This window comes from Bifidobacterium biavatii DSM 23969, assembly GCF_000741165.1.
Classification (GTDB): domain Bacteria; phylum Actinomycetota; class Actinomycetes; order Actinomycetales; family Bifidobacteriaceae; genus Bifidobacterium; species Bifidobacterium biavatii.
In genome coordinates this window covers 38,566-65,433 of record NZ_JGYN01000009.1, presented here as the reverse complement: position 1 = coordinate 65,433, position 26,868 = coordinate 38,566, and the positions used below count along the sequence as shown (strand labels likewise).

The window sequence follows — 26,868 nt, the reverse complement described above, 5'->3', positions numbered from 1 at the left end:
CGAGCATAACCCATACCGTTCCCGTTGTCCATCATTGCGCCCATCTTCCGTCCGTTTTTCGTTCCGGCGCCGCCCGTCGTCACCGGTTCTTGAAGAACCGGAACAGCTGCGATTCGCGGATCGTCAGCCCGGACAATACGGACGCGACCATCACGCCGGCGAACAGCGCGACCGGTGTGCGCAGCGCGGCGACGAGCACGGCCGCGGGATCGGACTGCGACATGCGAGCACAGTACGCGATGAGCAGGCTGGCGCTCGCCGCGCTTGCCGATCCGCCCCAGATCAGCGTTTCGAGCGTGATGCCGAGCAGTTGCGCGCCTTTGGTTTGGCCGGAGTGCAGTGCGCCCGCGTATTCGAGCCGTCGCCGGCGCACGGCGACGATGCCGAGCAGGAGTCCGACGGCGAGCGCGGCGAACGGCGTCCAGCGGGTCATGCGGTTCAGGTAGCCGGATTGCGCGTCGTAGTGCGAGTCGAAGCCTTTGTTGACGGCCATCACGCCGGCCGGATTCTGCCCGTCCGAGGCGACGACGGTGGAGTACAGGAGTGTTTCGGTCTGGTCGCTGGCGGGCCATTGCTTGGCCCAGCATTCGGTGAACGTGCCGTCGGTGGCGGAGACGGGTACGAGGATCGCGTAGACGAATCGCGTGTCGCGTCCGTCGTTGGGCCAGTCGAAGACGCCGGCGACGGTGGCGGTGCCGTGGTTAGTGTCGAACGGCCCGCCGACGGCGAGGCCGAAGTCGCGTGCCACGTCGCTGGACACCCAGATGCCGGATGCGTCGGCGTCGGTGCGTCCGGTCGAGTCGTTGGCCGTGAGCATGTCGATCATGCCGGGCGTGATCTGGTAGGAGGCGATGTCCTTGCCGGGCGTGGAGGCGGGCGTGAGCTGATCGCCGACGCGCATGGCTCCGGCCATGCTGGGCCCGTTGGCGGCGTCGGGAAGTCGGTCGCATACGCTGCCGTCGATTGCGGCGCCCATGATGGTGGTCGTGTCGGCGAATGCGGTGATGCGCGTGGTCGCCTCGCGTTCGAGGCCGATCACGGAGGCCGCCTCGTAACCGCCGAGCAGCGTGCCGGCGAGCAGTACGGCGAGGAACATGATGACGGCGTGCGCGGTGCCGGAGCCGATGTTGCGCAGCGCTTCGGAGATGATGGATCCGAGCCTCATGGCCGCTCCCCCGTTGTCGTGACGTCGGCGCCGCCCGCCGGGTCGTCCCGCGTCGTGTTCTCTGCCCGCGCAGTGCGCTTCCGGAACCATCGCGGGCCGTGCCAGCGTTGTCCGTCGGCCGTCGCGGCGTCCGCGTCGACGTCTTCCCCTTCGCGCGGCGCGTAGTCGGCGAGATCGAGCACACGGCCGCACGCGTCGCGCGTGTCGGGGTCGTGGGTGGCGACGAGCACGATCATGCCCTGTCCTGCGAGGTTGCCAAGCACGTGGCTGACGGAGTGCGCGGTGCGCGTGTCGAGCTGGGCGGTGGGTTCGTCGACGAGCAGCAGGTCGGGCCGGGAGCAGACGGCCCGAGCGAGCATGAGGCGTTGCGCCTCGCCGCCAGACAGGTCGCCGAACCGGCGGTCGGCCGCGTAGCCGAGGTCGAACAGGTTCATCGCGTCGAGCGCTTCGGTTTCGGCGTCGCGCCGGCGCATGCCCTTGGCGAGCAGCGGGAAGGCGACGTGGTCGAGCGCGGTGCGGCCGGCCACCCCGTATGGGTTTTGGAACACCCAGCCGATGCGGCGTATGCCGATGCGTTCGACACTGCCGCGATACGGTTTCTCCCATCCGGCGAGGATGGACAGCAGCGTGGATTTACCGCAGCCGCTCGGCCCGCACACGGCGATGGTCTGTCCGGGTTCGGCAGTGAAGTCGAGATGCTCGAACAGCACGTCGGTGCCGGGGAACCGGTGGGCCAGGTCGTGCGTGACGACGCGTGCAGGTTCCGTCATTGGCATTGCCTTCCGGAGAGGCTCTTGCCGAGCATGACGCCGGTGATGGCGGAGGCGTCCGTTCCGTCGGCCGGCTGGACGAGGCTTGCGCCGAGTTCGGAGCCGACGATGGATACGGTCACGTTGGTGCCGTCCGTGGTGGCGATGCAGCCTTGCGTGCCGTTGACGCCGAATACGGCTGCGGCGGGCACGCGCAGGACCTGGATGGGTTCGCCGAGCGTGACGGTTGCGCCGATGCCTGCGGCGAGCGTGCCTGCGTCCATGCCGCGGTAGTCGTCGGTTGCGGCGACCTGGTCGCAGAATGCGGCGTCGGTGATGCTGGTCTGTCCGGCGGGCAGCGTGGTGGTTTGGCCGAGGATGGTGATAGTGCGGTCCTGTTCGGACGACTGCCCGTTTTTGATGGTGAGCTGCGTGAGCGTGCCGGGGATTTGGCCGACGGCCGTGCCGGCCTGCACGCTGGTGCCTTCGATGGCGGTCCATGAGCCGACGCGCACGGATGCGGCGGGGATCCAGAGGATGTCGGAGATGCTGAGCGTGCCGTCGGAGTTGTTGCCGTTGTCGTTCATGAGCTGGCGCAGGCCGTCGGACGTGGCCCACCAGAAGATGTTCGATCCGGGCGCGGAGTTGTAGCCGAGCCGGTTGAGTTCGTCGTTGAGGGCGAGCACGTCGTCGCCCTTGTCGCCGGTTTTGAGGTTGCGGTAGAGCGGCGTTGCGGTGCTGAGCGCGACGATGTAGCGGTCGTTGACTTTCATGGCGGTGCGCCCGGAGGTCAGGCCTTCGCTTGACCAGTCGCCGGTGACGGTGCCGGTGGCGTTGCCGATCAGGTCGCGCGTGGCGGAGACGGTGGGGACGACGGTGACTTGCTGGGAGCCGGCGTATTGCTGCACGTTGACCGGCGCGCTGGTGACTTCCTTGGCCGAGCCGAGCAGCTCGGGCGCCCGGTCGGGCAGCCACAGCGCACATGCGCCCACCGCGCCGGACGCCGCCACAATGACGGCGATCAGCAGCCACGCGATCGCAGTGCGCCCCCTGCGCCGAACGACCTTGTCCTTGCCCGAGTTACCTGCCATACGGAACCACCTTCGGTCTTCCCCGCAACTTGCTTCTGCTAACGATTGCACAACGTGCCTATAATGTCAAATACCCATATACGCATGTTGCGTATGACAGATTTATCCCAGAGGTTTCCACGTTTTCTCGTTCTTATGGCTCACGCGTATGTTGTTGCCCGCCAGGCAGGCGCCGATCTGCGGATCGTCGACGTTTATCGCCCATTCGCCGTTGTCGTTGGGGGTTAAATCCTTTTCGAGCTGCGATTTCGTATATGTTTTGTCGACGACTCCCTCTCGAATAAGACAATCGACCACACCATCGTAATTCTCCGAATACAGTGATGGATTTCCCACCTGAAGCTGGTAAAGCGCATTGATATTCAGTACTTCACCAAAGTTGCACGCAATGTAATCATTTTCGTATTTTTTCTGCTGTTCGTCGCTCATCGACGACGGGTCGATCGACGCCACCTCGTATACACCGTTGGAGTATTTGGTCAATACCGGCGTGTGATATCCCTTGTCGACCATGCACTGCTTGAAGTCGCTCCACGCCTGTTCGTAATCCTCCGTAGTCACCGTGCCGTCATCGCGGACACGCTCCACTTTCTCGCGCTGCGCGTCCGACATGTCGCCCTGCAGCAGCGAGTCGGCATATGCCGACAGCGACGACGCAATTTTCCCGGAACCCGTCGCAGCGCCGCCGCCATCGGCATCTCCCGCATCGTTGGTCGACACGCAGCCTCCGAACAGGGCAATGCACAGCGAAATCCCCGCCGCCAAACAGCAACGCCGCAACCCAGAATCACATCCCATTGCCACTCCTTTTCGAAGCCCATGTTCGACTCCCCATCGCACACCGAAAATCAGGGATAAAAAAATATCGTCAATGAAAATTCCTTGGCCTTTTGAGCCACTGATCATTTAATTATATATATATATATTACATTGCACACAACCACAACACGCTACCCGTTTTGTGTAGTTTTCTTAATATACCCATTTTGTGAAGTTCTCCGGCAATTCGGAAAATGACGACATAATCGTTATGCTGGTATACGACATCGTTTCAAGAACAGAGAGAGTCAATGCGGATGAATACCGTTCTGCCAGCGTTTGCAACAAGGCGGGCATCCGCTGCGCGAAGGAGGCCGTTATGACCATCACGCCGTCAGTCCTGTTCAAACCTGACTATTCCCGCACCCGCGCGGCGATCAGCCTCATCATCGCCGCGTTCACGGTGTGGGATTTCTTCGTCGAAGTCCCCGAAAGCGCGTTCGCGGTCTGCGTCGCCGTCGCGCTCACCGTCTGTATTCTGCTCGCCGCCGTCTTCCCCGTGCCGTGCAGTGTCCTGCTGATCCTGATGGACCCGCTGATCGTGGCCATGTTCACCAACTCGCCGTCATGGGACTTCTACGGCATGATGATGGCCATCGCCATACTTGCGTATCATGCCACCGACCGCGCCTCCATCGGCATCGTCGCAGCATGTTCCGCACTGCTGCTGTGCGAGGTGACGTTCGCGCGCGCATCAGCGATCGTCGCGCGCGAAATAGCCGCCATCATCGCCATGTACGCGCTCATGGCGCTGCTCGGACGCTCGCTGCGCTGGAGAGAGGACCGGTTCGAAACGAAGCGCCTCGCCGAATCCGCGCAGGCGAAGGCCGCGCGTCTAGAGCACGACGCCCGCATCGCGCGCAGCATCCATGACGCGGTTTCCGGCGACGTCTCGTTCATCGCACGCGCCGCGCAGCGCCATCTCGACGGCGACGCGCAGACCAGCGAACGAGAATGGGCGCAGATCAACGACGCGGCCGTCAGCGCGCTCAACGCAACGCACCGCATCATCAACGCGCTTGACGACGCGCACGAACCGCACGCGAACGACCATGCCGACGCGTCGTATTTCCAGCATCTCGCGCAGATCGTCGCACAGGGCGGGCAAAGCCTGCACACGCTCGGATTCCGCGGGTCGAGCACACTGCACGTCGACGCCGAAACGCCGACGCCGCCCCGACGCGACCAAGAGCTTGTGTGCGAACTGGTGCACGAACTGCACAGCAACATCATCCGGCACGGACTCGAGGGCGGCGACTACCAGCTGTCCGTGACCGCCAGCGCGACCGGCACGCAGATCATCGCCGTCAACGACATACGCCCGCACACCGCGCAGGTCACGCTTCCCGGCGGCCACGGGCTCGACTTCTACCGCGGTCGGATCCTGCGCCGAGGCGGCAGGTTCAGCGCCGGCATCGACGACGGACAGTGGGAGTGCTACGTGCTCCTGCCCGCAGGCGACGCGCGCACGCCACAGCCGACCGGCGACGCAAAAGCGGGCGGCGGACGATAATGATGGGTATGACCGGCATCACAGACGGCGACGGAGCGCACCCGCTCGTCGCGATTCTCGACAATGATTTCCTCACCATCGACGCCATGCGGCGGATCGTCATCGAGCGCCTGCCGGACGCGCGGATCGTGTGGACCGGGACGGACGGCCGCGACGCGATCGAATACTGCACGAACACGCGACCCGCGCCCACGCTGCTCATCGTCGACATGTCATTGCAGGGGCTGCAGGGGCCGGAAGTGTGCCGACGTATCCGCATGAACAGCAACAGGCTCGCCATGCTGGGCATGACGAGCTTTCCGCTCGAACGTTATACGGACGCGATGCACCACGCCGGCGCACAGGGCATCGTGTCCAAGGCGCAGCTCAGCCAGATCGGCGACGCGATCGAGCTGACGGCGTCCGGCGGCGCGATGCCCGGCTTCGACGTGCCGAAAACGGCGTGCATTCGCGTGCGCCACGAGACGGACGACCGCGTTCCCCTCACGCCGCGCGAGCAGGAGGTCGCCGACCTGTGCGCCGAGGGACTGCTCAACGACGAAATCGCCGCACGGCTCGGTATGACCGAAGCCACCGTTCGCAAGCATCTGCAGCACGCGATGGACAAGCTCGGATACAGGAGCGCCCGTCAGATCGCCGCCATGTACGGGCGCTACGTCGACTGACCGCCGTCCGTGCGCGCCGCGCATGCTGCGCGTGCTGCGCGCACGGCACGCGCGGCGCCGTCAAGCGCTACTTGCCGAGCTTGGCGAGCAGCAGCGCCTCGGTGATCACGTTGTCACGCAGACCCGGCAGCGAAATCGACTCGTTCGGGCTGTGCGCGTTCGCCTTCGGATCCTCCGGACCGGTGACCAGCACCTGAGCGGCCGGGAAGATGCGCTGCAGTTCGGGAATGAACGGGATCGAACCGCCCTGGCCCTGGTTGATCGGGGCGACGCCGAACGCCTCCTCCATCGCCTCGAGCGCGTCCTTGGTGGCCTCCGCGTTCGGGTCCATCGCCCAGCCCATGCCGTTGTCGCCGGCCTCGACCGTCACTTCGGCGCCGAACGGCGCGTGCGCGCGCAGGAAGTCGGCGAGCGCGGCCTGCGCCTCTTCGGGACGCTGGCTCGGCGCGGTGCGCAGGGACAGGCGGAAGCGCGTGGCCGGGCTGATCACGTTGAACGAGCCGTCGACCGGGTGCGCGTCGAAACCGATGACCGTCAAACTCGGCTTGGTCCACAGGCGTGAGGCGAGTGAGCCGGTGCCGGCGAGACGGTAGCCGTCGACGATGCCAGCGTCGGTGCGCACGCCCGCCTCGTCCACGTCGCGCTGCAGGCCGCCGACCGGCTCGTCCGCGGCGATGCCGGGCACGGCGACGTCGCCGTTCGCGTCGTACAGGGACGCGATGAGCATCGCGGCGAGCGTGTTCGAGTCGAGGATCGGGCCGCCGTACTGGCCGGAGTGGACCGGGTGCGTGAGCGAGCGGACGGTCACGTCGACGGTCGTGTTGCCGCGCAGGCTCGTGGTGAGCGACGGGATGTCGGCTGCCCAGTTGCCCGAGTCTGCGACGACGATCACGTCGGACTCAAATTCGGCCGCATGCTCTTCGATGAACGGGATGAAGCTGGGCGAGCCCATCTCCTCCTCGCCTTCGATGAACACCTTGATATTGACCTTGAGATCGTCGCCCAGCGCCTTGAGCGCGCCGGAGTGGATGGCGATGCCGCCGCCGTCGTCGGCCGAGCCGCGGCCGTACAGGCGGTCGCCGACCGTGGTCGCGACGAACGGGTCGGTGTCCCATTCAGCCGGGTCCGGCACGGGCTGCACGTCGTGGTGCGCGTACAAGAGCACGGTGGGAGCTTCAGGGTCGACGATATGCGAGCCGATGACCTCCCACGCGCCCGGCGTGCCGTCCGGGTTGTGCGACTGAACAACCTTCGCGTCGACGCCGACCTTGCGCAGTTCGTCGGCGACGAATTCGGCCGAACGCTTCATGTGTTCGCCGGTGATGCCTTCGGCGGAAACGGATTTGAGCGCGACCTTGCGGCTGAGCAGTTCGACGATGCGATCCCAGTCGCCCTCGACGCGGGCGCGGATTTCGCTGGCGGTAAGTGCTGCCATGATGCTCCTTCATTGCATGTTCGTACAGTTCCGCAAGCCATTCTAACGGCTTGCTGCGGCGGCTTGCGCGCCCTCCCGCGCGTCTATGCGTGGCCGTAGTGTGGGCAGACATGACATGGAATCCGTTCAAGAAGGAAGAGGCCCAGAAGCCGGCCGAAGAGACTGTGAAGTCCGAACCGGTCAGGGGCGAGAAGAAGGGCCGTCCCACCCCGAAGATGAAGGAGGCGCAAAACCGGAACCTGCGCCCGCTGGTGCCCGCCGACCGCAAGGCCAGTGCCAAGGAAGCGAAGGCCCGTTTGCGTGCCAAGGAGGACGCCGAATACACGGCGATGCAGACCGGCGACATCAACCACATGCCCAAGGCGGAGCGTCTGCCGTGGCGCGTGTACATCCGCGATTATGTGGACGCGCGCTTCAACCTCGGCGAATTCTTCATTCCGGTCGCGATCGTGATCCTGTTCGGCTCGATGATCGTCACCACCGTGTACCCGCAGCTGTCGCTGCCGCTTATGATCCTCATGTACGTGTACCTGTTCGCGGTGATCATCGACGTGTGGCTCATGTGGCGCAAGCTCAAGGTCAAGCTCGTCGAGAAGTTCGGCGAGAAGTCCGTGGCCAAGGGCATGCGCTCCGGCACGTACGCCTGGAGCCGCGCGATTCAGGTGCGCCGCTGGAGGCTGCCGAAGCCGCGCTACCCCAAGCGTGGTCATTTCCCCGAGTGATCGTTCATGGCTCCCCTGTGCGGGGAGCCATTTTTTGGTTCTTGGCCCCCTCGGCTGAGGGGGCTGGCAGCGAAGCTGACTGGGGGAGCGTCAAAGCCAAGAACGTTCCAAAACTTCTGACTACCCCTCAGTCATGCCATGCATGACGGCTCTCCTGACAAGGGGAGCCGAGAAGATATTAGGGAGGCAATCGTGGAACAGCATGAGGAACAGTACGACATCGCCATCGTCGGTGCGGGCCCCGGCGGCTATTCGACGGCGCTGCGCGCGGCGCAGCTCGGCCGTCGCGTCGCCCTGATCGAACGCGACGCGACGCTCGGCGGCACCTGCCTGAACCGCGGCTGTATCCCGTCCAAGGCGCTCATCACCGCCACGCACGCGATCGACACCGTGCATCGCGTGTCCGAGCTCGGCGTGAACGCGACCGTTGACGGCATCGACTTCGGCCGTCTGCACGACTATCGCCTGCACATCATCGACACGATGACCAAGGGCTTGGCCGGACTGCTCGCGCACCGCGGCGTGACCGTGTATCGCGGCGAGGTCGCCGGACTGTCGGCGCGCACGGCCAACGGCGACGGCAACGACGGCGACACGGCACGCTACGCGCTCACGGTCAACGCCTCCCCCACCGCGGACGGCGGCCAGGTCGAACGCTATGCGAAGGCCGGCGTCGGCGAACCTGTCGGCACAACCGTTTCGGTCACGGCGCACGACGTCGTCCTCGCCACCGGCTCGCGCCCGCGCCCGCTGCCCGGCGTCCCGTTCCACGCGGCCGTCATCGACTCCACGCACGCGCTCGAAATCAACGAATTCCCCGCCAGCGCCGTCATCGTCGGCTCCGGCGCGATCGCGCTCGAATTCGCGTCCATGTGGAGTTCGGCCGGCTGTGACGTGACCCTGCTCATCCGCAAAGACCGCGTCCTGTCCGGCTGGGATCGGCGCGCCGGCGTCACGCTCACGCGCGAACTCAAACGCCACGGCGTCAAGGTCGTCACGCACAGCCACGTCGCCGGCATCGACACCGGCGCGAACCTCGGCGCGACCGTGCACTACACGCGCGACGGCGAAGACGGCGAGCAGACCGTGTGGGGGCAGATCGCGCTGATCGCGATCGGCCGCGACCCGATCACCGACGCCGCGTGGATGCATGACGCCGGCGTGACGCTCGACCAGGCCGGCATGGTCGTCACCGACGAACTGTGCCGCACCAGTCTGCCCGGCGTGTGGGCCGTCGGCGACATCACGGAAGGTCCGGCGCTCGCGCACCGCGCGTTTGAGCAGGGCATCGTCGTAGCCGAGGCGATCGCCGGACTGGATCCCAAGCCGGTCGACGACGCGACCGTGCCGCAGGTCGTGTTCAGCGCGCCCGAAGCGGCCAGCGTGGGTTTGACGCTCGACCAGGCGCAGTCGCGCGACGATCTGGAATCGGTGAGCGAAACCGTGTATCCGATGCTCGGCAACGCGCGCATGCTCATGTCCGGTTCGGCCGGATCGATGTCGGTCGTGTCCGGCGCGTACGCATCCGATCCGGACGTGCCGGTCGTGCTCGGCGTGCATATCGTGTCGCCGCTCGCGTCCGATCTGATCGCCGAGGCCGAACAGCTGGTCGGCAATCGCGTGCCGCTGCACGATGCGGCCCGGCTCATCCATCCGCATCCTACGTTTGCGGAAACGCTCGGCGAGGCACTGCTCAAGGCCGATGGACGGCCGCTGCACACGCGCTAAACCGCGAAGTTCCGCGCCGCCGCTCTCCTAGGGTTCGCATGGCGGGGTGGCGGTGCTGGTAAAGTGGTGGAATAGTGTGTCCACCCATGAGCAAGTGAGGAATTACATGGCTGACAAGGCCGAGAAGCCGAAGAAGAAGGGCCTGTTCTCGAACATGGCCACCACCATCGAGCAGATCCGGAAGATCTACAAGTACACGGTTGCTGAGGACAAGAACCTGCCGTGGATGCTCGCCGGCGCCGGATTCGGCCCGCTGGTCGTGTTCATTATTCTGGGCATCGCGTTCCATTGGACGATTCTGTCGTGGATCCTGCTGGTGATCACCGCGATCATGCTCGGCATGCTGTTCGCCACGATGGTGCTCACCAACCGCGCCGACCGTGTCGGCTACAAGAAGATCGAAGGCCGTCCGGGCGCCGCTGTTAGCGTGCTCGGCAACATCAGCAAGGCCGGCTTCAGCTTCCCCGAACAGCCCGTGTGGATCGACCCGCGCACCAAGGACGCAATCTGGCGCGGCACCGGCTACAACGGCATCTACCTGCTCGGCGAAGGCGACTACAACCGCCTGCAGCGCCCGATGGAACGCCAGGAGCAGAGCATCAAGGGCGTCACCGCCGGCTCTCGCATCCCCGTCTACCGCATCTACGTGGGCACCGGCGAACACCAGGTGCGCCTGCAGAACCTGCGCAAGACCATCCTCAAGCAGAAGTCGTACCAGCCTAAGGCACAGCCGACCGGCTGGTGGGACACCATGTGGTACAAGATCAAGCCGACCACGCGCTTCATGCTCACCAAGGAGGAGCTGGACACGCTCAACGCGCGCCTCAAGACGCTGCAGGCCAAGGCCGGCTACGGCATCCCCAAGGGCATCGACCCGAACCGCCCGCAGCGCGTCAGCCGTCGCGCCATGCGCGGTCGCTGATCGCGAATCATGCGGCCGACCGACGCAACGCATCCGGCCTGCACGGCCCCGGCAGTCATCGTACTGCCGGGGCTTTTTCATGTCCGATCTCACCAATCGAACGCGACGCGGACGCGCGGCTTACCACGTCGTAACCAAAAAATCAAGATATTCCGCCGAATCGGTCCTGCAGACGCTTCGACTTCGCGCGTACGAAACATGCTCGTAACCGAAATGACGAGCGGGCGAAACGCTCGTTTCTAGACTGTAAGCCTGTAAGTTACTTCATGAAAGGAGCGGTCCCGTGACCGAACTCAAGTCCAAGGAAGACGCCGAGGCCCTTATCAACAAGGAAGGCATCGAGTATGTCTCCGTTCGTTTCACCGATCTGATCGGCGTTCAGCAGCACTTCACCGTGCCGGCGAGCGAGTTCCTCAAGGACGCGTTCACCGACGGCATGCCGTTCGACGGTTCCTCCGTCGAGGGCTTCCAGGCCATCAACGAGTCCGACATGAAGCTCGTGCCGGACGTCACGACCGCCTTCGTCGATCCGTTCCGCAAGCACAAGACCCTCGACGTGGCCTTCTCCATCGTCGACCCGCTGACCGACGAGCCGTACTCCCGCGACCCGCGTCAGGTCGCCGGCAAGGCCGAGGCCTACCTGAAGTCCACCGGCATCGCTGACACCGCGTCCTTCGCTCCGGAGGCCGAGTTCTTCATCTTCGACAAGGTCCGCTACGAGAACTCCATGCAGCGTTCCTTCTACGAGGTCGACTCCATCGAGGCCCCGTGGAACACCGGCCTCGACACCGAAGAGGACGGCACCCCGAACATCGCGTTCAAGAACCGCGTCAAGCGCGGCTACTTCCCGGTTCCGCCGATCGACCACACCCAGGATCTGCGCGACGACATGGTCGCCAACCTGCAGAAGGTCGGCCTGATCCTCGAGCGTTCCCACCACGAGGTCGCCGGCGCTGGCCAGCAGGAGATCAACTACCGCTTCAACTCCCTGCAGCACGCGGGCGACGACCTGATGAAGTACAAGTACGTGGTTCACGAGACCGCCGCTCTGGCCGGCAAGGCCGCGACCTTCATGCCGAAGCCGCTCGCGGGCGACAACGGCACCGGCATGCACTGCCACCAGTCCCTGTGGAAGGACGGCAAGCCGCTGTTCTACGATGAGAAGAACTATGGTGGTCTGTCCGATCTGGCCCGCTGGTACATCGGCGGCCTGATCAAGCACTCCTCCTCCGTGCTGGCCTTCACCAACCCGTCGCTGAACTCCTACCACCGTCTGGTTCCGGGCTTCGAAGCCCCGGTCAACCTGGTGTACTCGGCCCGCAACCGTTCCGCCGCCATCCGCATCCCGCTGGCCGGCACCTCCCCGGCTGCAAAGCGCATCGAGTTCCGCGCCCCGGATCCGTCCTGCAACCCGTTCCTGGCCTTCTCCGCCCAGCTCATGGCTGGCCTGGACGGCATCCTCAACCACATCGAGCCGCCGGAGCCGGTCGACAAGGACCTCTACGAGCTGCCGCCGGAAGAGCACGCGGGCATCAAGCAGGTCCCGAGCTCCCTGGCTGAGGCTATGGACGCCCTTGAGGCCGACCACGACTTCCTGACCGCCGGCGACGTGTTCACCGACGACCTGATCGAAACGTGGATCGACATCAAGCGCGGCGAGATCGACCAGGCCCGCCTGGCCCCGACCCCGCTCGAGTACGAGCTGTACTTCCACATCTGATCTTCAGGTGTTGAAAATAGCTTGATTCCGCCGGTTCTTAATGAACTGGGATACAGGCTGAATGCAAAAAGAACCCCCGCCATGTTGACGGGGGTTCTTTTTGCTACTCCATCTCAGTCGGCATCGCGGCCGCTTCTTCTTCAGGAGCCGGAGTGGGATAATGAGGGTATCGGTTTAACGAACGGGTGACAAGGGGGGCCGTCATGCTGTTTGGAGGCGCCGTCATGCTGGTGTCCGGGTTGCTGATGCTCTTCATATTCGTCGCGGAAATATTCGGCAAGTATCGGCTGACCAAGCGGGCCACTGCCATGACCAGCGGCACCGTGCTGCGCAGAGTCGAGGACAAGGACTCCGACGGCACGGTCATCGACCACCATTACGTGGTGCGGTACGAGGTGGACGGGGTTTCGTATGAGCTGAACACGCTCGGCATCGACTACGACCGCGAATACCACCCCGGCGATCCGATGGACATCGACTACGATCCCGACGACCCGAAAGCCGCGCGAGCCACGTTCAACCGACCCAGCGGGAACACCGCATGGAACATCTTCTTCGGATCGCTCTGCGGCGCATGGACCATCGGCGGCGTGTGGATCATCGCGGCGAACATTGGACCGTGGCTCGCCAAGTGGGAGTGATTCTTGCGTGTTGGATGCGTCCAATGCCGCAGACAAGTCACCTTGAATAAAATTAACGTTAATGTACATATCGCCAATGAAGACTATATAGCCGATATCCCGTCATAGGTTATCGATATATCAACTCCCGCATTTCTTCCCCACCGCTATGGCTATGCTATGCGTGCGCGGTCGAACCTACCGCGCACTTATGAGGGGAACATATTTTAATGCCTATAAACACATCATTGGGGGAACAACCGGTCAGCCCGGTCACAACGCGTTTTTTGGACGGACTGCGCGAAAAGGACACCGGCATCTACGCGCGATTCTGGAATGTGCTGCGCATCGCGCGACTGCCCATCGCATGGATCATCGGCTATCTGGCATTGCGGATCGTACTGGTCCACTTTTCGATCGACGTCACCACGTACAGCGCTCGCCTCTACACCGGCGACGTGGGCTTCGTGACCGTGGTGCTGCCGTTCGTGGCGTTCACGCTGGCGAACGCCGGCCTGACGGCGGTGTCCACGTTCGTCAGCTACGTCTGCTCGTCGCTGATCGACCGGCGCATGCGCCGCGCCGTGTGGCGCAAGATCCTCACGCTGCCACTGTCGTTCTTTGAACGCAACCGGCCCAAGGAGCTCATTTCCCGTGTGGTCTCGGATGTGGAGAGCGTCAGCCAGCTGGTGGTGAACGTGGTGCTGGAGCTCATCGTGCAGGTGTACTCGCTGTGGGCCGTGCTCGACACCGTCGGCACCTACGATCCGCGCCTGACCTGGGCGCTGGCCGCCACGCTGCCGCTGTTCGTGGCCGTCCACTTCGTGTTCGGCAAGCTCTCGTACAGCATTGCGGACCGCACGAACACCGCCAACGCCGAATTCACGCGCAACCTGTCGGAAACCGTGACGCATGCGGACGTCGTGAAGGCGAACGGGCGCGAATCCCAGGAAGCAGCACGCAGCGCCTCACGCATCCAGGACCTGTACCGGTACACCGTCAAGGGCAGTTGGGTCTCGCAGCTCAGCTCGCCGGCGTTCGCGATCGCCACCGCGATACAGTTCACCGTCGTGGCGCTCGTGGGACGATCCTTCCTCGCCTCCGGCGCCATCAACGCGCAGCAGTGGGTGGCGTTCTTCATGTTCTCCAGCCAGATCATCTCGCTGGTGTCCATCGGCTACTGGAGTTCGTTCAAAGGGGCGCAGGGTTCGATCAACCGCATTGCGCACATCGTCGAACAGCGTGGCGAAGATGACGGCACAGGCGTTCCGGCCGACGATCTGCACGGCAACATCGTATTGGACCAGGTCTCGTTCGCCTACGGCGACCGCCGGCCGCTGGACGGACTGTCCGCGACGATCCCGGCGGGAAAGGTCACCGCGATCGTCGGGAAGTCCGGTGCCGGCAAGACGACGCTGCTGACGCTGCTCGACCGTCTGCGCACGCCGGACTCCGGTTCGATTCGCGTCGCGAGCGAGGGCGCCGGCGCGGCGGGCGCCGCGACCGACATACAGGACTATGCGCTCGGTTCCTACCGCAATGCCGTGGTGTTCGTGCCGCAGAGCAACGTGTTTTTCGAAGGCACCATACGACAGAACCTGCTGTACGGCGCAAATCGGAGCATCAGCGACGATGAAATCGAACGGGCGATCGACGCCGTGGGCGCGGGCGGGCTGCTGCATGCGCTGGACGGCGGGCTCGACCACCGGCTCGCGGAGTCCGGTGCAGGCCTGTCCGGCGGCGAGCGCCAGCTGCTCGCGTTGGTCCGGGCCGCGCTGAAGCGCCCGCAGGTGCTGCTGCTCGACGAGGCGCTGAGCGATCTCGACGCCGACCGGCGCGAAACCGCATGGGCGGGACTGCGCGCGCTGGCCGAAGACGCGACCATCGTGACCGTCTCGCATGACGACGGCGCCCTGAGACGCGCCGACCACGTGATCGTCGTGGACGACGGACATGCCGTGGCGGAAGGCGCGCCGGACGAGGTGACGCGCGATGCGGACTACCGCAGGATCGCCGGAATCGAGGAGGACTGATATGACAACGACTGCAATCGCAACGCTTCCCGGCAACGCCGTTCCTGGCGGCGGCAACGCGACCGGCATCGGCAACGGGAACGAACGAGCCAAGCGCAGGGGACTATGGAGGCAATTCCTCACGTTCTATCGCACGCTGCGCATCCCATGGTGGCTGTACGCGATCAGCTTCGTCATCGGCATCGTCTACGGCGACCTGACCGTGCGCGTGTCCTCATACAGCGTCCAGCTGTACAACGGCAAGCTCGGCAACGGCATCATCATCGGCTACGTGGCATTGACCGTCGGCAATTCGATCCTCGCGCTCGCCCAAGGCATGACCAGTGCATACGCCGAACAGCGCACCACACGCAACGCCCGCAATCTGGTATGGGGGCGCATCCTGCGACTGCCGTTGCGCGTGATCGAACAGGACAATCCGTCCTCCTACGTTTCGGGCGTCACCACGTCCGTGACATGGGCCGGATACGCGATCACGAGCACCATCACGCTGGCGTCCTCGCTGTACGCGTTCGGCAAGGCGTTCATCGTCCTGTTCCAATACAACGCGCGGCTGACCGGTTTCCTGCTCCTGCTGGTGCCGGTGTTCATCCTGCTGTTCGTTCTGGGCGGCCGGCTGTTCTTCGCGGCGGCGAAGCGCTACTACGACGGCACCAAGGCGACCACCGAGTTCTTCTCCGAGCATCTGGCGAACATCCGCTACGTGAAGGCGCAGAACGCAGTGCGCGACGAAACCGCGCAAGGAGACGCCGCCATCGACGTCAAATACCGGGCCGGTCTGTTCATGGGCCTCATCTACGCCGTCATCGTGCCGATCAACACGCTGTACGGCACGATCAGCTCCATCGCCGTCGCCGTGTTCGGCAGCGGCATGATCCGGCGCCGCGAACTGCCGCATGACGGCATCAACGTGTTCTCCACCTACCTGGGCAACGTCAATACGCAACTGCAGCAGATCGTGGTGCAGTACCAGGCCATCAAGGGCGCGCAGGGCGGACTCGAGCATTCCGGCGACATCATGAGCCTGCCCGTCGAAACGATCGGAACAGGCGAGTCGGGCGATGAGGACGCGTCGGCCGTCGGAAACGCGGCGCCGATCGTCACGCCCAATGCCGCGACGCCTGATGCCTCGGCGGACGAAACGTCGGCTACCGCGACGGTCGACGGCGATCTGGTCGTCGACGACGTGACCTATGCCTATCCGGACGGTCGCCTCGCGCTCAGGGACGTGTCGCTGGTCATTCCGCACGGCAAGCGCACGGTGATCGTCGGAGGCAACGGAGCGGGCAAGTCCACGCTGCTCAAACTGCTGCTACGCCTGTACGAACCGACCTCGGGATTGATCGGGCTGCGCGACGGCAAGGCCGATGCGACGGGAGAGACGGGCTCGTCGGCGGCGGTTCCCGCAGCCGACATTGCGCTGGATCGCTATCGCGCCGCGTTCGGATACGCGCCGCAGCATCCGTACATCTTCGCCGGCACGGTCGGCCAGAACCTCGCCTACGGACTGGGCGGGAACAAAACGACCGATGCCGACGAACCTCTGCGGCAGGCCGCCGATCTGTCCCGGGTGCCCGCGTTTCCGGATGGGCTCGATACCATGCTCAACGAGGGCGGTTCCAACGTGTCCGGCGGCGAGGCGCAACGCATCGCACTCGGACGGGCCGTTGCAGGCGCTCCACGGTTCCTGCTGCTCGACGAGGCGACTTCCGCGGTCGACCACGAGACGGCGGCGCGCATTCTGTCCGATCTCGACGCGCGCAAGGACCGGTGGACCATCGTGCAAGTCACGCATGACCCGTCGCAGGCCCGTAGCGCCGATTACGTGGTGGTGCTGAACGGCGGCACGGTGGAGGCCGCCGGCGCGCCGGACGAAGTGGCGCGGACCAGCCCGTATTATCGTCGGTTTGCGGCGTGACGCGCCCGGCGGCAGGCGCCCGGTGGCAGACCTTGCCATCATCGGCGCCGCATTGATGCGCCGAGATCAGCGCATCAGCCGTTCGGCGAGCGCGCGGAACTCGCGGCCGATGCCGTCGGTCCGCAGCGCGCCTTCGGGCGTGAGCACGGCCGGCCGACCCGACTCCCCCGTCTCGCGCAGTTCCGGTTCGAGCGGCAGCTGCGCCATGAGCGGCACGTCGTAGCCGAGCGCATCGGTGAGCTGCTCGCTCACGCGCTCGCCGCCGCCTTCGCCGAAGATGCGCAGCTGCTCGCCCTTGTGCTCGTACCAGCTCATGTTCTCGACCACACCGCGCACCTTCATCGGCACTTGCAGCGCGACCAGCCCCGAGCGCACGGCCACGTCGGACGCGCTCGGCTGCGGGGTCGTGACGACCACAAGCTCGGCGTTCGGCAGCGCCTGCGCCACGGAGATCGCCATGTCGCCGGTGCCGGGCGCGAGGTCGAGCAGCAGCACGTCCGGCTCGCCCCACCACACGTCGGCGAGGAACTGTTCGAGCGAACGCTGCAATCGCGGGCCGCGCCATAGGATCGCCCGGTCGGCGCCAGCGAACATGCCGATCGAAATGAGCTTGACGCCCCACGCGGTCACCGGCATGAGCATGCCGTTCAGGTTCGTGGGCTGCGTGTGCACGCCGAACAGTTTCGGCAGGGAGAAGCCGTAGATGTCCGCGTCGATGGCCGCCGTGTCGTAGCCGAGCGCGGAGAACGTGGCGGCGAGGTTCGCAGTGACGGATGATTTGCCGACGCCGCCCTTGCCCGAGGCGATCGCGAAGATGCGCGTCTTGATGCCGGGCTTGTTGAACGGGTTCTGCTTGCGTTCGGCCTTGAGGTCGGCGACGAGGTCGGCGAGCTTGTCGTGGCTCATTGAGGTGACCTCGATGTGCGGGGTGAGCCGCGCGTCAGGATAGGAGGCGACCGCGCCGTTGATCTGATTGGTGATAGTCTCGCTCAGCGGACAGCCAGGCACGGTCAGCTCGACCTGGATGGTCACGTCATAGGTCTTGGCCTGTCCGTCGCCGCTCGTCTCGACCGCATCGGTCCCGCCGTCCGCCGGCACCGCGTTGATCGCCGCGATCATGCCCAGATCGGTGACCGACCGGCCGAGCTCGGGGTCGATGACCCTGCTGAGCCGCTCGTAGATGGCCGCCTCAATATGCCGAGTGTCTGCTGTCATGAATCATCCTCCTTATGTGCCCCACCTAGCCTAGCGTGCGATCGCCCGCCATGCCAGATGCAATCACCGCAAGCCGTGCCGGAACGTGTGACGATGTCACTCCTCAGCCGGAGAGCACATCAGACGGCAACATTCCTGTGCCGGCAATCGCAATGTGCGTCGCCGTGCGACGAACCGTCGGGACGATGTCGAGCGATGAGACGGAGGCGGGGCGGCTGGATGCGCGTTGATAGTATGACAACGTTGTCGCCAATACGGCCGTACGGGGTTGCCATGATTGCGCTAGATCTCATTGTCTGCCTGCTGATCACAGCAGGATTCGCCGTCTATCGCCGTTTCGGCCGCAGCGACTACGAGCGCGTGCTGCGCTATACCGAGCATCGGTTGAAGAATGACGGCGACGCCGATGACACGTCGCCCATCGCGCAATGGCATGATCTGGCCGCAAACGCGCACAATGCGCTCGTCGATCTGACGATCGCCATCGAACGCACCATCATCCTGTCCGGCATGATCGCGTTTCTGGCCGCGATCATCGCCACATGCGATCTGACCGGCGGCGTCATCGCCTGGCTCGCCACCATCATCCTGCTGCTATTGGGCACGATTGCATGGCAACTGGCCAAGTACGTTCCGCTGTTCACCGAAGCGAAAGCGATGCTTGCCGAGTTTGCTGTGCCGACGGCGCTGCTTGAGGATTTCACGCGATGGGATCACACGCACGACAGCAATCGACGGCGGCGTCGGAATGCATCGGAACCGACCCTGCACGCCGATGCCGGCAATCGAGACTACGCAGCCGGACAGGAACCGTTTGACGGCAACGATGCCATGTCCTCTCCGTTTGCCGCGGATGTCGGTTCCGATACCGAGGATGCCGGCAATGACGGGGATAACGGGGACGCAAACGATTTCATCGATGTCTCGAGCAAGCCGCTCTCCCGTCGCCGTCTCGCCGCGCGCCGCACCCTGACGCATTCACGCCTGCGCTGGCGCGACAGGCCGGTCGCGACCCGTGCCACCGCCGTATTCTGGATGCTGGCCTGCGTGTTCCTGACGGGCTTGTGCGCGCTGTGTCTGGCGGCTGGATTCATGTTCGGCGTCGATCACGGCTGGCAGGAACTGCGCCCGGTCGAACGCGGCTGGCAGATGATGACGCTCGGCGTGGGATTCGGGTTCACGGCATGGCTGGTGTGGTGGCGGATCGGGGCGCTGCTGTCGGATATGCCGCGATTGCGGCTCAGATGGCAGACGGATTGGCGGTTCGACGGATTGCGGCTGGGCGTAGTCAGCCGCCGCCTCGCCTATGTGCCGTCCCCGTTGGATCGCACGTTGCACCTCTCCCCCGACGATGCGAATCGGCTGGCCTTGGACGACCCGCTGCGCGGGCTGACGTTCGGCGTCTCGCCGTTGGGATTGCTGTCGCAGGTGAACGGCGATCCCGTGCTGCTCAATACGCGCGTGCATGTCGCAGAGGAGCACTGGATGCAATCCTCGCGCATGATGTTCGCTGCGGTGACCGACTCCTTCATGCTGATGTGGGAGCCGTTCGCGCTGACCGTCAGTGAACCCGGACTGGAACCGCGCGTGACGCTACGCCCCGACCGCTGCTGGGTGATCCCTCATGGGATCATGCGCCGGGAGAACGGGGATGCCTTCGTGATCGAGGGCGCGCAATCGCACCGTCCCTTCCGTATCCGCATGCGCATCGAACCTGAAGAGTGATGCTCCGGTTCCCGGGATTGTCCCACCCAATCCCGGGAACTGGTCACCGGTAGACTGGTGTGCGATCGATCATGTATGGAGGCCTTATGACGGACGAACAACTGGCATGGGATTTTGACACGCCCGTAAGCACGGATGGCGGTGACGACAGCAAGGCCGGCATTCCGGCCGTGGTGGACAACACCGGTCTCAACCGGTTCGCGCCGGGCAGCGACCAGTGGATCGCCGCTTTGCAGCCGGGCGACGAGGACGCGCTGCGCCTCGACCGGCTCGACGTGGACTCGCTGAGCACCGAAGCGGCCGCGCGACTGTGGGCGCGCGTCGCCGCATGGGTGGAATCCGATCAGATCGCCTACTACATCGACGACGCTCCCGTCTCGTCCGACGCGGCCTATGACGCGCGACTGCGCTGCCTGCAACGGCTCGAAGCGTCGTTCCCGTCGCTCGACTCGCCGCAGAGCCCCACGCATCGCGTCGGCGGCACGTTCTCCAACGATTTTGCGTCCGTGCGCCACCCGTCGCGCATGATGAGTCTCGACGACGTGTTCTCGATCGAGGAACTGCGCGACTGGTATGACAGCGTGATCCGCGATCTTGACTGGCCCGAGTCCAAGCCGCTGCCGATGAGCTGCGAGGTCAAGATCGACGGCCTCGCGCTCAACCTGATCTACCGCAACGGCGTGCTCGAGCAGGGGTTGACGCGCGGCGACGGCGTGACCGGCGAGGACATCACGCTCAACGTACGCACGATCGGCTCCATCCCCGCGAACCTGGGCGGCCCGGCCGAGGACATCCCCGAGTTCGTGGAGATCCGCGGCGAAGTGTTCATGCGCTGGGACGACTTCCACACGCTCAACGCCGAACAGGAGGATGCAGGCCGCGCGCCGTTCGCCAACCCGCGCAACGCCGCCGCCGGCTCCCTGCGCCAGAAGGACCCGCGCATCACCGCGACCAGACGGCTCAGCTTCTACGCGCACGGCATCGGCACGCTGCGTTGGGGCGCAGGGCGCGCGGAAGGCTCGCACGACGTCGTCAATGATCAGTCCGAAGCGTACGAACTGTACACCAAGTGGGGCGTGCCAGTCTCGCCGCACAATCGCACGGTCACGAACTTCCAGCAGATCCTCGACATGATCGACTACTACGGCGAGCATCGCGGCGACATCGAGCACGCGCTCGACGGCATCGTCGTCAAGGTCGACGATCTGGGACTCCAGCGTGCGCTTGGCGCGACGTCGCGTGCGCCGCGCTGGGCGATTGCGTACAAGTACCCGCCGGAGGAAGTCAACACGGAACTGCTCGACATCACCGTGCAGGTCGGCCGCACCGGCCGCGTCACGCCGGTCGCTGTCCTGAAACCCGTGTACGTGGCTGGTTCGACCGTCGCACGCACCACGCTGCACAATCCGTCCGAAGTCAAGCGCAAGGGCGTGCTCATCGGCGATACGGTCGTCGTGCGCAAGGCCGGTGACGTGATTCCCGAACTCGTCGGGCCGGTGCTGGAGCGTCGCAAGGGACGCGAGGACCAGCTGCGCGAGTTCGTCATGCCCTCGACCTGCCCGTCGTGCGGGGCGAAACTCGCACCAGCCAAGGAAGGCGACAAGGACATCCGTTGCCCGAACGTGGAAAGCTGCCCCGCGCAGCTGACCGAACGCATCATCAACCTTGCGTCGCGCAAGGCGTTCGACATCGAGCACCTAGGCGACCAGTCGGCCATCGCGCTGACCAATCCGGAGGAGAACCGGCCGGACTCGGTCGCAACCTACGCGCCGGGCGTGACCGAGATCGTGGTCAAGCCGGGCGAGGAGCCGGAACCGTACGAGCCGGTCGCCGGGCTGGAACTGCCGCCCGTGCAGACGCCGGTGCTCTCCAGCGAGGCCGGGCTGTTCGATCTGACCGCTGCGAATCTGCGCGACGTGCGCGTGTGGCGCGAGGCGGCGATCATCGAAGTGCATGAAACGACCGACGCGAACGGACGCAAGAAGAAGGTGCGCAAACGCGTCGGCGGGTCAGGGCTGTGGCATCAGGTGCCCGCGTTCTGGACCGCGCCGACCGCCGCGAAGAAGTTCACGGCCAAGCAGCTGGCCGAGCGGGCGACGGATGCGGTCGACGGATCAGCTGGCGCGCCGGGTACTGGGGAGCCTGCAGGATCGTTCGCTGCGGCCGCCGTTTCTGGAGACCATGTCAGTGCGAGCGTCGCTATCAAGACAGCCACCGCGTATCCCGACTACGACGTGCCGGCCGACGCGGTCGTCGTGCGCGTCGAGCACAAGACCACGCGTACGGGCGCAACTGATGTGCCGATCATCATCCGGCCAGGCGAGAATACGCGCAAGATGTTCGACGAAATGGACAAGGCGCGTCATGCGGATCTGTGGCGCGTGCTCGTCGCGCTGTCCATCAGGCGGCTCGGCCCGCCCACCGCGCGGCTCATCGCATCCGCGTTCGGCTCGCTGGACGCGATCGAACGGGCGAGCGCGGAGGATCTGTCGGCCATTGACGGCATCGGTCCGGAAATCGCCGAATCGGTGGTGAACTGGTTCGCCGAGGCGCGAGAACCCGGCAATTGGCGTGGTGCCGTTCTGGACGCATGGAAGGCGGCCGGCGTGGGCGTGGGGCATGCCGAGGTGAGTGGCTTGCCGCAGACTCTGGCGGGCAAGACGGTCGTGGTGACCGGCTCGCTTGAGGGCTATTCGCGCGATTCGGCCAAGGAAGCGATCATCGCGCGCGGTGGCAAGGCGGCCGGGTCAGTGAGCAAGAAGACCGACTGGGTGGTCGTCGGCGCCAATGCCGGGTCCAAGGCCGCCAAGGCCGAGGAGCTGGGCATTCCCATGCTCAATGAAGCCCAGTTCGCCACGCTGCTGGAGACGGGTGAGGTCTGATCTAGCCCTGTTGCCGGCTCCCGGGATTGTGGCAGGAAAATCCCGGGAACTGGGCATGTGCGATTGGGGATGTTGAAACCGCTGTTTTCCACCAAATCGCCATGTGCGATTGTGTGAAAATGTAAGGTTTCCAGTTCCCGGGATTTTCCAGCCCAATCCCGGGAACTGAAGAAAGAAGCGCCCAAAGAAAAACCAGCCGTCCCAAACCCTAGGCATTAAGAGACCGCAGGAACTGCGCCTGGATCACGTCGATCCCGTCGCTCTCGTCGTCGTTCATGCGCGCGCAGGCCACAGACAGCGTGCGGGCCGGCACGAACATGCCGTGGTCGACGCTTACGCGCGCCGCGTCGTTCACGATGCCGGCAACCTCGGTGTGCGGCCAGACCGGCAGATCATGCGCCATCAGCACGGCCTTGGCCGCGTCGACGCTGTCGGGCACGGGCACGCACTGCGAGTCGGCGCGCGCGACGAGTTCGCGCAGTTCGCCTTCCAGCGCCCCGATCTGTCCGGGACTGATATGGTCGCTCATCATGTAGGCGGCCACGGCCACGTCGAACTGGTCGCGCATCCATTCCGCGTACGCGAAGCGATAGTAGGCGAACGCGGCGTCGTCCCGGTCGAGCGCGACGCGCAGCGCGTTCAGGCATGCGGCGCGCGCCGAATCCCAGTCTTCGCTGCGTGCCAGCTGCATGGCGAGCTTCAGGTGCGAAAGCGGATAGGCGGGCGCGTAGGACACCATCGCGTTCAGGTGCGGCAGCGCGGCCTGGGCACCCTTGACCTGCGAGAGAATGTCGGCGATTTCCATGTGCGCGTAGAACAGGTCGTCGGGGATGAGCACGGTCTGTTCGCCGGGCGTGGCGAACAGGCGGTTGTAGACGACGCGTTCGGCGTACGAGTTGAAGTAGCGCGGCACGCCCGGATTGTTCGCGTACATGACGTCGAGCCGTTCGACTTCCGCCTCGATGACGTCGATCGCACGGTCGATCTGCCCGGAGAACAGCAGGTCGCGCGCCTTGCCGCGTTCGCGATTGAGTTCGTCGGACAGTTGGAACGTGATGTCGGGCGTGTCCCTGCCGTCGATGAGCGCGCTGGTGACCTGCGGCGCGAGCCGGCTGAGTTCGGGGTCGCCGATGCGGTCGATGAGCCGCATTGCACGCTGCGCCTTGTCGACGGACGGCAGCGAATCGTCGGCGGCGAGACGGTGGAATTCGGCGACGCCGTGCTGCAGCAGGTCGACGCGCTGGATGGACAGGTCGGCCGCGTCGCGTGCGCCGAGTACGCGTGCGACGGCGGGCGCGAACGTCGCTTCGGACAGTTCGGGTTCCTCCTGCGCGCCGGCGGGCGCGAAGCGGCTGTCGCGCAGGTCGAATCCGGCGTCGGTTTCGCGCAGTGCGCCGTGGCCGTCGAGCGTCATGTTCGCGTCGAACATGCGGTACGTGTCGGCGGGGTGTTCGAGCCCGTCCTGATACAGCCGTGCGAGCAGCGCGTCGCGTGTGAACGTGACGGTCGCCAGCGTGCGCACGGTCGGGTTGGCGCGCAGCGCGCTGAGCGGATCGCTTGGATCGGCTGGTAGCGCGACGTCGCCGTCCTGGTCGGGATCGTCGCCCAGATCGTTCAGCCCGCCCATGTCGTCGGCCGGGTCGCTCGTGTTGCCGGAGGGCATGTTGAACGCGACTTCGTCGAGATCGACGCCGCGCATGAGGTCTTCAAAGCGGCTGTCGACGGTCGCTTTGTCCGCGTGGTCCATGTCCGATGCGTCGCGACCGCTGTCGCCCGATGCGTCCGTGCCGTCAGCCGCCGTGTCGCCGGCGGTCGGCGCGGTCGTGTCGGCCAGGTCTGCGGCCGCACCGTCGTCCACCGACATGGGCGGCGTGCGTGACGGGTCGCCGTGCCAGTCGCCGTCCTTGGGATCGGCTTTGCCGCCGCCCAGACCGACGTCGCCGAAGCGCAGCCGGTCGAGCGTGTGCATCATCTGCTGGGCCATGTCGGAGATCGCCGAATCCTGTTCGGCGACGGCCTCCTCCAAACCGATCGAGTCGACGTGCACCGACACGCTGCGGACGCGATCGTTCGCACCGAACATCATGGCAGCGATCATCAGGCCGACGCGCAGATTGTACGAGGCGCTCATCGCCGCGCGTTCGTCGTCTGACAGCGCGACCCACATGTGCCGTGCGGCGTCGTAACGGCTCGACGGCATCATCATCGGACCGGCCGTGGTGAACCCGACCGCGGCTTCGCCGGACGCGAGGTTCGAACGGAACTCCACGTCGAAGCGGTACGGCAAGCGCAGCCGGCGCAACAGCGTCGACACGGTCTGCCGGTACAGCCATTCGGAATCGGACCGGCCGGCAGCATCGCCTGCGGCAGTTCCGGAACCGGCTCCGACCGTGCTGGCGGCACCCGGTTCGCCCGACGCGGCGCCCGCAACGGTACCGGCGGCAGGATCGGGATTGCGTTCCGCGATCCGCGCGGCCTGCGCGCGCGCCTCGTCGACCAGGCGCATCACCGCATGCCAGCCGTCGCGCCCGGCCTCGTCATCCGCGGCGCCGTTCGTCGCGTCCGAACTGGACAGCGCGATCAACGCCGGATCCTCAAGCAGCATCCAGTCGATCTGCGCGGCCTGCGCGCGCGTGACCGTGTCCTCGATCGGCGTGAGGCCCAGCTTCGCATTGCGTTCGAGCCAGGCGCTCACGGCCGCGAACCGGTTGAGGTTGCCTTCGATGCGCAATGATTTGAGCGCGGCAGGGAACTGCAATCCCGAATCCCAGGTGAAGAAGTAGTTGCCCGAATACGTGGATGTGTACAGGTGCATCGGCTCCGCGCCATGCACCGCCTCCAGCCCGGCGGTAGGTTCGAGCGCGCCGGCCTCGTTCATCAGGTCGGCGAAATGGTCTTCGAGCCCGGAGGCGCGCATACCATGGGCGCGCGCGTCGAGCGTGTCACGCAGGCAACGGCGGATCGCGCCCATCGGCGCCTCGCGGTTGAGCCGGCGGAAGATGTTGCCCGCGCCGAAGCCGATGAGCAGCCCGTGGTACAGCGGCAGCATGTATGCGGCGAAGAACGCGATCGCGATCGCATCGCGGTATTCGAGATCGAAGCGCATCGACGGCGGCAGGTCGGCACGCACCTGTTCGAGAGTGTAGCGGTTGCCCGCCTTGAGCCACGAGGCGAGCCAGATCATGCGGCCGGTTTCCTCGCGACCGACGATGCCGCCCTGAACCACGTCGAGCATGCGCGGCGAACGGCCATGTCCGGAACCGTCAATGCGGCCGTCACCGTGACCGCCACCGCGGCTGCTTGCACGGCCGGCGAGCCCCGAGCGACCGGCCAGACCCGCGATCCCACTCGCCACGTCGCCGGCCACGTCGCCCGCAATGCCTGCAAGCCCGGCGACGCCGGCAGCCAGTCCGTCAAGTCCGTTGTGACCGTAACGGTCGCTGAGACGCCGCCCGGCCGGACCGCCCGCCGCCGCATCATGGCCGAACCGTGGCCCATCGGGCAGTTTCAGATCGCTTTCCTTGCCAAACATGAACGCGCACTGCATGCCCTGCGTGTCCGTTTCCGGATCATGGCACATGAACACACGACCCTTGCTGTCGGCGAGCGCCAGCTGCGCGAAATGGTTGCGGTCGGCGAACACGCCAAGGGACAGCACGCTGCCCTGCTTGGAGGGCAGCTGCGCCCATCCAAGCGTGATGCCGTCCGGCACGCCGTCCAGGTCGAGCATACGCCGCTTGGCGAACGGCGAGAGCACGATGGCGTGTTCCATGAACGCTTTAAGCAGATCCTCGTCGCCGGCATGGTCGCCTGCGGTGTTGAGTGCGGCTTCGAACAAATTGCCGGACGTCGGCCGACGACCGCGCACGCGCGCGTCGAGGGTACGCACCAGCCGATCGATCATGGCCGGCACGCCGAGGCCATGATTATGGTGTGGTGTGTGTTG

The 26,868-nt window shown here is 65.3% G+C and carries 18 protein-coding genes; 11 read left to right on the top strand and 7 right to left on the bottom strand.

The window, feature by feature from the left end:
- Nucleotides 1-79 precede the first annotated feature (79 nt).
- From BBIA_RS04565 to BBIA_RS04550, 4 genes are all read right to left on the bottom strand, one after another.
- Nucleotides 80-1,165: a hypothetical protein gene (locus tag BBIA_RS04565; RefSeq protein WP_033493176.1), complete on the bottom strand. Its 1,086-nt coding sequence runs from the start codon at nucleotides 1,163-1,165 to the stop codon at nucleotides 80-82.
- Entirely contained in the window at nucleotides 1,162-1,941 is a 780-nt protein-coding gene (locus BBIA_RS04560) for an ABC transporter ATP-binding protein (RefSeq protein ID WP_152600506.1), read from the bottom strand. Before BBIA_RS04560 ends, BBIA_RS04565 begins: the two co-directional genes overlap by 4 nt.
- On the bottom strand, nucleotides 1,932-3,005 hold the full coding sequence (locus BBIA_RS04555) for a hypothetical protein (RefSeq protein WP_033493174.1): 1,074 nt from the start codon (nucleotides 3,003-3,005) through the stop codon (nucleotides 1,932-1,934). The genes BBIA_RS04560 and BBIA_RS04555 overlap by 10 nt, the downstream gene beginning before the upstream one ends.
- Before the next feature lie 102 nt (nucleotides 3,006-3,107).
- A complete protein-coding gene (locus tag BBIA_RS04550; RefSeq protein ID WP_152600505.1) occupies nucleotides 3,108-3,803 on the bottom strand; it encodes a hypothetical protein in 696 nt (231 codons plus the stop codon).
- Nucleotides 3,804-4,143: 340 nt separating this feature from the next.
- Between BBIA_RS04550 and BBIA_RS04545 the strand changes: the two genes are divergently transcribed.
- Nucleotides 4,144-5,337: a sensor histidine kinase gene (locus BBIA_RS04545; protein WP_033493170.1), complete on the top strand. Its 1,194-nt coding sequence runs from the start codon at nucleotides 4,144-4,146 to the stop codon at nucleotides 5,335-5,337.
- Nucleotides 5,338-5,345: 8 nt separating this feature from the next.
- A complete protein-coding gene (locus BBIA_RS04540; RefSeq protein WP_051923779.1) occupies nucleotides 5,346-6,002 on the top strand; it encodes a response regulator transcription factor in 657 nt (218 codons plus the stop codon).
- A 67-nt stretch (nucleotides 6,003-6,069) separates the two neighbouring features.
- Here BBIA_RS04540 and BBIA_RS04535 read toward each other — a convergent pair whose 3' ends face one another.
- A complete protein-coding gene (locus tag BBIA_RS04535; protein WP_033493168.1) occupies nucleotides 6,070-7,437 on the bottom strand; it encodes a dipeptidase in 1,368 nt (455 codons plus the stop codon).
- A gap of 110 nt (nucleotides 7,438-7,547) precedes the next feature.
- Between BBIA_RS04535 and BBIA_RS04530 the strand changes: the two genes are divergently transcribed.
- The 7 genes from BBIA_RS04530 to BBIA_RS04500 all read left to right on the top strand — a co-directional run bounded on the left by BBIA_RS04530 (nucleotide 7,548) and on the right by BBIA_RS04500 (nucleotide 17,100).
- Nucleotides 7,548-8,159: a DUF3043 domain-containing protein gene (locus BBIA_RS04530; RefSeq protein WP_033493166.1), complete on the top strand. Its 612-nt coding sequence runs from the start codon at nucleotides 7,548-7,550 to the stop codon at nucleotides 8,157-8,159.
- Nucleotides 8,160-8,297: 138 nt separating this feature from the next.
- Nucleotides 8,298-9,887 carry an FAD-dependent oxidoreductase gene (locus BBIA_RS04525; protein WP_081892007.1) on the top strand — a complete coding sequence of 530 codons (1,590 nt, stop codon included), beginning with the start codon at nucleotides 8,298-8,300 and terminating at the stop codon, nucleotides 9,885-9,887.
- Between the two features lie 106 nt (nucleotides 9,888-9,993).
- On the top strand, nucleotides 9,994-10,809 hold the full coding sequence (locus tag BBIA_RS04520; protein WP_033493163.1) for a DUF4191 domain-containing protein: 816 nt from the start codon (nucleotides 9,994-9,996) through the stop codon (nucleotides 10,807-10,809).
- A 283-nt stretch (nucleotides 10,810-11,092) separates the two neighbouring features.
- Nucleotides 11,093-12,529, top strand: a complete 1,437-nt coding sequence (gene glnA, locus BBIA_RS04515) for a type I glutamate--ammonia ligase (protein WP_033493162.1) — start codon at nucleotides 11,093-11,095, stop codon at nucleotides 12,527-12,529.
- A gap of 203 nt (nucleotides 12,530-12,732) precedes the next feature.
- Nucleotides 12,733-13,170 (top strand): DUF3592 domain-containing protein, encoded by a 438-nt coding sequence (locus tag BBIA_RS04510; protein ID WP_033493160.1) that lies wholly within the window; start codon nucleotides 12,733-12,735, stop codon nucleotides 13,168-13,170.
- A gap of 209 nt (nucleotides 13,171-13,379) precedes the next feature.
- Entirely contained in the window at nucleotides 13,380-15,182 is a 1,803-nt protein-coding gene (locus BBIA_RS04505; RefSeq protein WP_081892005.1) for an ABC transporter ATP-binding protein, read from the top strand.
- 1 nt (nucleotide 15,183) lies between these two features.
- Nucleotides 15,184-17,100, top strand: a complete 1,917-nt coding sequence (locus BBIA_RS04500; protein ID WP_033493156.1) for an ABC transporter ATP-binding protein — start codon at nucleotides 15,184-15,186, stop codon at nucleotides 17,098-17,100.
- Between the two features lie 66 nt (nucleotides 17,101-17,166).
- On the opposite strand, the gene BBIA_RS04495 is transcribed toward BBIA_RS04500, so the two are convergent.
- Nucleotides 17,167-18,315 carry an Mrp/NBP35 family ATP-binding protein gene (locus BBIA_RS04495; RefSeq protein WP_033493155.1) on the bottom strand — a complete coding sequence of 383 codons (1,149 nt, stop codon included), beginning with the start codon at nucleotides 18,313-18,315 and terminating at the stop codon, nucleotides 17,167-17,169.
- On the opposite strand from BBIA_RS04495, the gene BBIA_RS04490 reads away from it, so the two are divergent.
- Both BBIA_RS04490 and ligA read left to right on the top strand, forming a co-directional pair.
- Nucleotides 18,295-20,040 carry a hypothetical protein gene (locus tag BBIA_RS04490; protein ID WP_162179164.1) on the top strand — a complete coding sequence of 582 codons (1,746 nt, stop codon included), beginning with the start codon at nucleotides 18,295-18,297 and terminating at the stop codon, nucleotides 20,038-20,040. The two genes, BBIA_RS04495 and BBIA_RS04490, sit on opposite strands and share 21 nt — an antisense overlap.
- Before the next feature lie 71 nt (nucleotides 20,041-20,111).
- Nucleotides 20,112-22,922 carry an NAD-dependent DNA ligase LigA gene (gene ligA / locus BBIA_RS04485; RefSeq protein ID WP_033493151.1) on the top strand — a complete coding sequence of 937 codons (2,811 nt, stop codon included), beginning with the start codon at nucleotides 20,112-20,114 and terminating at the stop codon, nucleotides 22,920-22,922.
- A gap of 208 nt (nucleotides 22,923-23,130) precedes the next feature.
- Here the strand turns inward: ligA and BBIA_RS14585 are convergent, their stop codons facing one another.
- Entirely contained in the window at nucleotides 23,131-26,694 is a 3,564-nt protein-coding gene (locus tag BBIA_RS14585) for a tetratricopeptide repeat protein (protein WP_420796680.1), read from the bottom strand.
- Between the last annotated feature and the right edge of the window lie 174 nt (nucleotides 26,695-26,868).